Below are 9,285 nucleotides of genomic sequence, written 5' to 3'. Positions count from 1 at the left end.
AACATCGCTACTGCCTTGGGATCAACAGGCACAGACAATCGCTGGGATTTCAAGATTGGTGATTACGACCGTGATGGCATTCCGGATATCTACGCAATTGACAAGGGGAGCAGCTCTGGCCGAACCGATATTCACGTTCTTTCAGGTCAGGCCTCCTACCAGACGTTCCTGCTGCACGCGTCAACGGCGATCGGCGCGGTAGGTATCGGCTTTGAATCAGAGTTCGAGTTGGTGCCGGGTTCGTAGCCCGCGAATCGGACATAAAAAAGGACCCGGCGTCTTTGGCTACGGGTCCTTTTCATTTCTGCGCGAACGCGGTTGCTTGTGAGATCTAGCTATGGAAGGTCCTTGGCTGCGTAGCGATAAGCTGAAGATATCTCGGCTTCATTTTCACCCCTGAAGCGTGCAACTGACGCAACCTCGAATCCAGCCGACGCCACATGCAATCCTATAATCCGCTCCAGCGCGTGAGCTAGGGTGCCATCTATCTGGCTCAGCTCTGGCTCAAAATCACTTGCAAAAATGTCCGCCTCCAGAATGCCGTCGATTGCTTTGAGTCGGCACCAATACATTGATCCGGCGGGGAAAAGGTGACTTCGGTTCCTGTCGACGCTGCAAATAATCTTGTCAAGGCGCTCCAGCCACCGGCCGTTGGCGCCAACGTAACTCGATACGGGTAATAAATGCCCCGAGGGCGCAATGAGTCCCGCGCTTTTGTCGTATTTCAATTTCTCAAGAAGCTCTCCAAGATCCTGCGGCAACAAGCCAGATATGAGCTCTTTGCACCATCTTGAACCGTCTGCCAAATGCGGCGACTTTTTCGTATGCAGCTTGAGTACCCACTGTACGCCTTGATGCTTCAGTCGGCTGGCTACTATCAAGAAAGAAAGTATGTCTCGCCCACGATTCTCAAAGATTTCAACCCTAACCGCGCATGGCAGTGAGCTTGTAAGCCGCCGAACTGCTTGCGCGTTATCTATCGTCGTGGTGAATGTTATGTTCATGTGGGCTGCAACGATTTGAAGATGCGGAAGCATCTCTTCAAGCACATCCACATACCAGGCGTGGATAACCGCGTGAACCCAGTCGCGCTCATCACGGGTGACGCTCAGCAACGCATTACGCGTGGCGGAAAGTAGCGCATAGCCGTGACGTGCGGATGGCTCAAGGAAAGCGCCTTCTGCCCATTCATTCCAAGCGTTGATGAAAGTGATGGGTGATTCATGTCCGTTGACGGTTTGAGATCGAATGCTGGACTCCAGCCATGCCCTATAGGCCTCGGGTGTGGAGTGTAAAAAGGTGCGGCCGCGACCCGGTCTGCGCGCTTCGTTATCCCATCCGGTTGACACGCCTCTGTAAACATTGGGCGAACTGACTTCGCTGGCTGCGCTCTTCAGGCCTCGCCAGTCGAGTACGCTTCCTTGATAGTGCGGATTGATCAATTGCTGTTGAGCGGAAAGTTCGGGGGCATTGAAAAAGTTTGGCGGAAATTGCGTAGCGGCATCGAATCCCAAGTCGCCGGGAGGGGATCGGTCGAATGATTGCACATATACCAAGTGGAGATCGCCAATCCCAGCCTTGGTACACCATTCACGCCATCGCGATGTTGTAACGCTCGGCTCAGGCAACAAAGCAGGGCGATAGATCAGCAACATAGGCTTCCCATCCACCCGCAAATACCGCGGGTCCCTCATGTACTCCGCCACGTGCTCGATGAACGCAATATCATCTTCCGGCGAGTGCTTCTGATCGATCAGGATCTCGTCGCCACGGCCATCCCAAGTGCGGGTCCACTTCTCGTTTGCCCAGCACAGGCAGAACTTCAGGTCGATGGTCTTGTCGTTTAGCCAGTTGCGTAGCGGGGTTTCGAGCAGGGTCTTGCCGCCGAACCAGTAGAAGTAGAAGCAGAACGCGCTGATGCCGTACTCGCGGGCGAGGCGCGCTTGTTCATGCATGACCTCGACGTTGCGCAGGTCGTAGAAGCCGAGGTCGCCGGGCAGCTTGGGTTGGTAATGGCCTTCGAACTGGGGCAGGGCACGAGTGACGTTGCGCCATTCGGTGAAGCCTTTGCCCCACCACTCGTCATTCTCGGGAATGGTGTGGAATTGCGGCAGGTAGAACGCGACGAGCGTGGCGGGCAGCGGGTCCGGCAGCTCGCCTTTCTCATAGGGCACGTAGCCGATCGCGCGCTCATCGGAGCGTACGTACGGCCGGCGCGGCAGCTCGCCGGACGGCGCCTTGCCCTTGGGGCCTTCCGGCACCCAATGGCCCTTCGTGTCAAGAAAGCGCTCGCGCAGTCTGTCGCGCGTGCCTTGCGGCATCGGCGTCAGCCGGAATGCGGTTCGCAGCGCGTAGAAAAGACCGGTGCGAAGGCGGCGTGACAGTGGAGTCGCCACAGGCGTCCTAGAGGTTCTGGTAATTCGGCCCCGCGCCGCCTTCCGGCGTCACCCAGTCGATGATCTGGTAGGGGTCCTTGATGTCGCAGGTCTTGCAGTGCACGCAGTTGGCGGCGTTGATCTGCAGCCGCTTGCCGTCGCCGTCGTCGACGATTTCGTAAACGCCTGCCGGGCAGAAGCGGGTACAGGGGTTGTCGTATTCGGCGGCGCAGCGGGTGACGCACACGGAGGTGTCGTGCACGCGCAGGTGCACGGGCTGGTCTTCGTCATGCTCGGTGGCCGCGTAGTAAACGCCCTGCAGGCGATCACGCGGTGCCAGCGTGCGGTCCACGTAGTCGCGTTTGGTCTCCTCGTGCTCGCCGACCTTGTCGAGCGAGGACCAGTCGGGCTTCACCCTGAGCGTCCACGGCGACAGGCCGCCGGTGAGGGTTTCCCACGCGGCGTTGGCCATGCCGAACCACAGGCCCTTCTTGAAGCCGGGCTTGATGTTGCGGACGGACTTCAGCTCGGCCATCGCGTCCGAGGCGCGCAGCTTCGCGTCAAACCCTTCGGGTGCCAGCTGCGATGCCACCAAGTGCTCGGCCGCCAGCATGCCGCTGCGGATCGCCTGGTGCGTGCCCTTGATCTTCGGCACGTTGAGCAGGCCGGCGGTGTCGCCGATCAGCAGTGCCCCCGGCATCTCGACTTTCGGCAGCGACTGCCAGCCACCGGTGACGATAGCGCGCGCGCCGGCGGACAGTATGCTCCCGCCTTCGAGCAGCGGCTTGATCAGGGGGTGGTTCTTCCACTGCTGGAAGGCCTCCCAGGGCTTGTACTCGGGGTCCTTGTAGTCCAGGCCGCTGACGTAGCCGAGCGCGATCTGGTTGTTCTCAAGATGGTAGAGGAAGCTGCCACCGTAGATGTCGTTGCTGGCCGGCCAGCCCAGTGTGTGCACGATCTTGCCGGGCGTGACGCGGCCCTCCGGCACCTGCCACAGTTCCTTGATGCCGATCGAATACGCCTGCGGATCGCTGTCCTTGTCCAGCGCGAAGCGCTTCACCAGCCGCTTGGTCAGGTGGCCGCGCGCGCCTTCGGCCAGCACGGTGACCTTGGCTCGGATGTCGATGCCGGGCGTGTATCCTGGTTTGTGGCTGCCGTCTTTCGCGATGCCCATGTCGCCGATGCGCACGCCCACGACTTTGCCGTCGTCATCGTGCAGCGTTTCGGACGCAGCGAAACCCGGGTAGATTTCCACGCCCAGCGCTTCGGCCTGGGGGGCCAGCCAGGCGCACATCGCGCCCAGCGAGACGATGAAGTTGCCATGGTTGCGCATGCCCGGCGGTACCACCGGGAACTTGCGGCCGCCGTCCTTGCTGAAGTACCAGAACTCGTCGTCCTTGGCCGGCACGCAGACCGGCGGCGGGTTGTCGCGCCAGCCGGGGAGCAACGCGTCGAGCGGCTCGGGTTCGATGACGGCGCCGGACAGGATATGTGCGCCAATGGTGCTGGCCTTCTCGATGACGCAGACGGAGATATCAGGATCCAGTTGCTTGAGCCGGATGGCAAAGGCAAGCCCCGACGGTCCTGCGCCGACGGTGACGACGTCGTACTCCATCACATCGCGTTCGACATCGGACATCGGGTTCGGCTCCAGCGTGGCGTTAGGCTTCCCGCATTTTCGGCGTTTGCGCGGAGCGGGGCAAATCCGCGAGCATCACGGCATGACCATACCCCTTCCGCTCTCGCCGGATGGACGCCATGAGGCGCTGCCGGGCGCATCGCTGGCCTGTCATGCCGACTGGCTGCCGGCCATGGAAGCCGACACGCTCTTCGCCGATTTGCGGACGTCGCTGCCGTGGAGCGTGCATCGCATCCGCCTGTTCGGCCGCAGCGTCGATTCGCCGAGGTTGAGCGCATGGATCGGCGATGCGGATGCCGTGTACCGCTATTCCGGCACGGATTTCCTGCCGCATCCGTGGACCCCGGCGCTGTCGGGACTGCGGGCGCGACTGCAGGACGCACTGGGCGTGCCGTTCAACAGCGTGCTCGCCAATCTCTACCGCGACGGCCGCGACGCGATGGGATGGCATAGCGATGACGAGCCGGAGCTGGGCCCGGCGCCGGTCATCGCGTCGATCAGCCTCGGCGGCGTGCGCCGGTTCCTGCTCAAGCACAGGCAGGATCCCGCGCAGAGGGCGGCGTTCGAACTGCCGCATGGCAGCCTCTTGGTGATGGCGGGCGAGACGCAAAGGCACTATCGGCATGCGCTGCCACGCACGGCGAAGCCGGTGGCGCCGCGCATCAACCTGACGTTCCGCCTGATCGATCCCGCGCGTCGGCGCTGAGGTTCCGGGGGGGGGGCAGCTAGCGGTTCGCTTTGGGGTCGCTGTTGCCCGACACCAGGATCCAGCCGGCGATGTCGCCAGTGGCCGCTTCCAATGCCTGTTCGAAGGCGTCCGCGACCTGCGGGACATCGGTGCTGGCGGCCGGCTTCTGCTGCAGGAACGTGCGCGACGCGACCACGCGCTGGTCGCGGTTGTTGACCAGCTTCGCGTTCACCTCGACCACGGCGGCGGGTACCGCGCCACCCGCGTAGTCGGCCTCGAAACGGCGCAGGTCCATGACCAGCTTGTAGTCGCCGAGGATGCCGGCGTCGGCGCTGGCCACGGCGGGAATCTTCCCGGAATCCTCCAGCGTGCGCTGCACGGCGTCCTGCAGCATGTCGGTCGCGGGCAGGGCCCACGAGACGCCGCGATACACCTGCAGCTCGCCGGGCGTCGGCCGCACGCTGATGCGCGGGCTGTCGATCACGCGCGCGGCGGTGGGCTTGGCCACGATGAGGGTCCAGGCGACCTGCGGCCAGCCCGGCTCGGGCGCGACCCTGACATCGGGCGCGTAGATCGTGACCGGGTCGCGCTGCTCGCTGCCCAGGATCGAGCAGCCCGCGAGGGCGAGGGAGACAGGAAGGGCGAACAGAAGGCGCATCGGCTTCATTTCGGGTCGAACTCCTTGGGTGCGTCGCGGCCGAGCAGGTAGCGCGCGGGATTGCCTTCGAGACGGTCGCTGACGCGGCGCAGATCGCGTACGAGGCCACGCAATTCGGTCAGCGTGGGGCCGAGCTGGCCGAGGCCATCGCTGGCGAAGCTGTTGATGGCGGCTCGGTTCTCGCCGAGGATCGCGTCCGCATTGCCAGCGGCGGAATCCAGCTTGCCCAGCGTGGTTTCCAGCTTGTCTAGGATGCCGGGCAGCTCCTGCACCAGGTTCTTGTCCAGCCGCTCGATGGCACCGTTGGTGGTGGTGAGCGTCTTGTCCAGGTTCTGCGCGGCATCACGCGCACTGACGATCAGGGCCTCGATGCCATCCTCGCGGCTGGCCAGCGACGTGCTCATCGCTTCCAGGTTCGCCAGCGTGGTGGTGATGCTGGCGACGTTCTTGTCGCTGAGGGCCTGGTCCAGCCGCTCGACGATGCGGTTGGCAGTATCGGTGATGTTCTGCAGTGCGGACGGCGCGGTCTGGATGACCGGCGCTTCGCGCGTGTCCACGCTGGTCAGCGACGGCGCCTGCGGTGTGCCGCCGCTGAGCTGGATGATGGTCGGGCCGGTGAGACTGGTGATGGCCAGCTTCGCGCGGGTATCGGTCTTCACCGGGGTATACGACTCCACCCGGATGCGGGCGATCACCTGGCGCGGATCGTTCGGCGCCAACGAGAGTTTGGTGATGGAGCCGACCGCAATGCCGTTGTACTGCACCGGGCTGCCGACGGTCAGGCCGGTGACCGCTTCGCGGAACACCACCTGGTATTCCTGCCAGGTGCGCTCGGAGGAGTACTTCGCCGCCCACAGGCCGAACAGCAGCAGCGCGGCGGCGATGATGAGGGTGAAGGCACCGATGAGGACGTAGTTGGCGCGTGTTTCCATGGATCAGACCGCCGTTTGCGATTGAAGGGGCCCGGAGGCCTGCTGCCCGCCGCGCGCTGCGCGTGCGCGGGGGCCGTGGAAGTATTCCTGTACCCAGGGGTGATCGAAGCGCTCCACCTCGGGCAACGGTGCCACGGTGATGACCTTGTGGTCCGCGAGCACCGCCACGCGGTCGCAGATCGCGTACAGCGTGTCGAGGTCGTGCGTGATCAGGAAGACGGTCAGGCCGAGCGCTTCCTGCAGTGTCTTGATCAAACGGTCGAACGCGGCCGCACCGATGGGGTCCAGGCCCGCGGTAGGCTCGTCGAGGAACAGCAGCGGCGGATCCAGCGCGAGTGCCCGCGCCAGGCCGGCGCGCTTGCGCATGCCGCCGGACAGCTGCGAAGGCAGCTTGTTCAGCGCATCGGCCGGCAGGCCGGCCAGCTTCACCTTCAGCAGCGCCAGCTCGTAGCGCCAGCTGTCCGGGAGTTCCGGGTGATGCTCCTTCAGCGGCACCTGCACGTTCTCGCCGACGGTCAGCGACGAGAAGAGGGCGCCATCCTGGAACAGCACGCCGGTGTTGCGCTCGATGTGCTGGCGCGCGGCGGGATCTTCCGAGCGCGCATCTTCCCCGAGCACGGTGATCTGCCCTTCGTCGGGTTGGCGAAGGCCCAGGATCGAACGCATCAGCACCGACTTGCCGGTGCCGGACCCGCCGACCACGCCGAGGATCTCGCCGCGACGCACGTCCAGGTCCAGGCCCTCGTGCACGGTCTGTGCGCCGAAGCGGTTGGCCAGTCCGCGCACCTGGATGATGGGGGATTCGTCGGTCATGCGCCGTCACCAGTCCATGTGCATGAACCACAGCGCAGCCAGCGCGTCGATCATGATGACCAGCGAGATCGTCTGCACCACGCTGGAGGTCGTCCGCTCGCCCACCGACTGCGCCGTGCCTTCCACGCGCAGGCCTTCCAGGCAGCCGATCAGGCCGATCACCAGCGCGAATATCGGTGCCTTCGACAGGCCGACGAGGAAATGCTTCACCTCGATGGTGTCGTGCATGCGCGCGATGTACATCTGCGGCGGAATGCCGAGGTCGAAGGCGCCGACGGTGACGCCGCCGGCCAGGCCCGCCATCATCGAGATGAAGGTCAGCAGCGGCAGCATCACCAGCAGCGCGATCAGCCGCGGGATCACCAGCAGGTCGACCGGGTCCAGGCCCAGCGTGCGGATCGCATCGATCTCCTCGCGGCTCTTCATCGCGCCGATCTGCGCGGTGAATGCGGAGGCGGTGCGACCGGCCAGGACGATCGCCGTCATCAGCACGGCGAACTCGCGCAGGAACGCGATGCTGACCAGTTCCACCACGTAGATTTCCGCGCCGAAATCGCGCAGCACGGTGGAGCCGAGGAAGGCGATCACCGCGCCCACCATGTACGACAGCAGGATCACCAGCGGCACCGCGTCCAGCCCGACGGCTTCCATGTGCGCCACGGTGGCGGTGGCGCGGAAGCGGCGCGGCTCCTTGACCATGCGGACCAGCTTGACCAGGTTCTCGCCGGTGAAGCTGAGCAGGGCGACGATGTCCTGCTTGTTCTGGTGCACCCGGTAGCCAAGGCGCGAGAGCGCAGCCAGGAAGCCGTAGTCGCGCTTGCGCGGCGGTCGGTCGTCGGCAACGTCCTCGATGGTGCTGACCAAGGCCTGGTGGTCCTGGCGGAACTCGATGTCCGACGGTTCCATGCCGCGGCGCTTGGCGAAGCGGAGCAGTTGCAGCACGCCAGCCGAATCGATGCGGTTGATGGTGGTCGCGTCGAGCCGGTTGACGGCGTCGGGCAACGTCTTCAGCTGTTCCGCCACCGTCAGCGCACTGGCGAGCGTCCAGTCGCCCGCCAGCTTCACGCGCTGGGGGTCACCGGGATCGGCTTCGTACTGCGGGCGGGCAAGGGTGGGGGTCATGGCGTCGCTCGGCCAAGGAGCATACAGGCTATCCCAGTGAACGTGAGTGCCACGCCGACAACGCCGCGACGGCCCAACGGTTCACGCAACCACAGCGCCGCCAGCACCACCAGGAAGACCGATGCGGACTCGTTTAGGATCGCCGCGACCGAGGCCGACGTGAACTTGTAGCCCCCCAGCCACAGCACCATCGACRGTCCCTGGCCGATCAGAGCGGCCAGCACCAGCCGGTGCCAGGGAACATCGGCGGGGACGAAGCGCATGCGTCGGCGCATGGAGGGCAGCAAGGCGAGCAGGAGCAGGCCGGCCAGCGCGCCGGACAGACGCAGCAGGGTGACCCACAACAGCGGCTGCGATTCCAGCGTGCGTTTCACCATCACGATGGCGACCGCCATCAGCGCGATCGCCAGCACGCCGAGCGCGATGCCGTGCACGGTGTGCCCGGGATCGGCAGGGCACCCACGCGAGGGGCGGCTGACCAGCAGCACGCCGCCGGCCACCAGCGCGAACCCCACCCACTGCACGCCGCCCAGGCGTTCGTCGAGGAAGACGAACCCCAACAACAGCACCAGCGGACTGTAGAGATTGCCGATGACGCCCATGCGGCCGGCACCGAGCTCGTTGAGCGCGCGGAAATACAACGTGTCCGCCAGCGCGATGCCGATCACGCCGCTGGCCAGCACGATCAGGAGGTCCTGCCCGGGCAGGACCGGCCACGCACCGGCATGCAGCAGCAAAGCAACCGGCGCCAGTACGCACAGCACCAGCGCGTTCTTGAGCAGGTTCAGCGTCAGGGGTGGCAGGTGCGCACCCAGCTGGCGCGCCAGGATGACGCCGACCGCCCATGCGGCCGCACTGCCCAGCGCCATGGCTTCGCCGATCCCCACGGTGCCCCCTGCCCACGTCGTGGTGCGTAGTGTAAGCAGCGCGAGGTGAAGTCATGTGCGGGTGCTTGGGCGATACTGTGCCGATGCCCGACGACATCCTGATGTCCGCCACCTACGCCCAGCGCATCGCCTTCGTCTGCGAGATCGCCGGGCGCCTGCACAGCTACGGCA

The 9,285-nt window shown here is 64.8% G+C and carries 9 protein-coding genes; 2 read left to right on the top strand and 7 right to left on the bottom strand.

The genetic code is table 11. The features are described from left to right. Positions 1-246 (top strand): hypothetical protein (locus tag AC04L7_RS06630; protein ID WP_475512720.1); only part of this gene is annotated, 246 nt, incomplete at its 5' end. Between the two features lie 89 nt (positions 247-335). Here AC04L7_RS06630 and AC04L7_RS06625 read toward each other — a convergent pair. After that, entirely contained in the window at positions 336-2,396 is a 2,061-nt protein-coding gene (locus tag AC04L7_RS06625; RefSeq protein WP_435996861.1) for a glycoside hydrolase family 99-like domain-containing protein, read from the bottom strand. A gap of 7 nt (positions 2,397-2,403) precedes the next feature. Continuing rightward, a complete protein-coding gene (locus AC04L7_RS06620) occupies positions 2,404-4,014 on the bottom strand; it encodes an electron transfer flavoprotein-ubiquinone oxidoreductase (RefSeq protein WP_435996863.1) in 1,611 nt (536 codons plus the stop codon). 82 nt (positions 4,015-4,096) lie between these two features. On the opposite strand from AC04L7_RS06620, the gene AC04L7_RS06615 reads away from it, so the two are divergent. Next, on the top strand, positions 4,097-4,720 hold the full coding sequence (locus AC04L7_RS06615; RefSeq protein WP_435996865.1) for an alpha-ketoglutarate-dependent dioxygenase AlkB family protein: 624 nt from the start codon (positions 4,097-4,099) through the stop codon (positions 4,718-4,720). Between the two features lie 19 nt (positions 4,721-4,739). Here the strand turns inward: AC04L7_RS06615 and AC04L7_RS06610 are convergent, their stop codons facing one another. From AC04L7_RS06610 to AC04L7_RS06590, 5 genes are read right to left on the bottom strand one after another with little or no spacing between them, the layout of a single operon-like run. After that, on the bottom strand, positions 4,740-5,369 hold the full coding sequence (locus AC04L7_RS06610; RefSeq protein ID WP_435996867.1) for an ABC-type transport auxiliary lipoprotein family protein: 630 nt from the start codon (positions 5,367-5,369) through the stop codon (positions 4,740-4,742). Beyond that, complete coding sequence (locus AC04L7_RS06605) at positions 5,366-6,292, bottom strand: MlaD family protein (RefSeq protein ID WP_296279576.1); 927 nt, start codon at positions 6,290-6,292, stop codon at positions 5,366-5,368. Before AC04L7_RS06605 ends, AC04L7_RS06610 begins: the two co-directional genes overlap by 4 nt. Before the next feature lie 3 nt (positions 6,293-6,295). Next, positions 6,296-7,105, bottom strand: coding sequence for an ABC transporter ATP-binding protein (locus AC04L7_RS06600; protein ID WP_296279577.1), 810 nt, complete (start codon positions 7,103-7,105; stop codon positions 6,296-6,298). 6 nt (positions 7,106-7,111) lie between these two features. After that, entirely contained in the window at positions 7,112-8,227 is a 1,116-nt protein-coding gene (locus tag AC04L7_RS06595; RefSeq protein WP_299340472.1) for an ABC transporter permease, read from the bottom strand. Further along, positions 8,224-9,114 (bottom strand): DMT family transporter, encoded by an 891-nt coding sequence (locus AC04L7_RS06590; RefSeq protein ID WP_475512719.1) that lies wholly within the window; start codon positions 9,112-9,114, stop codon positions 8,224-8,226. The genes AC04L7_RS06595 and AC04L7_RS06590 overlap by 4 nt, the downstream gene beginning before the upstream one ends. Positions 9,115-9,285 lie beyond the last annotated feature (171 nt).

This window comes from Pseudoxanthomonas sp. LjRoot204_2 (genome assembly GCF_056175765.1).
This window is presented reverse-complemented; position numbering and strand designations above follow the sequence as displayed.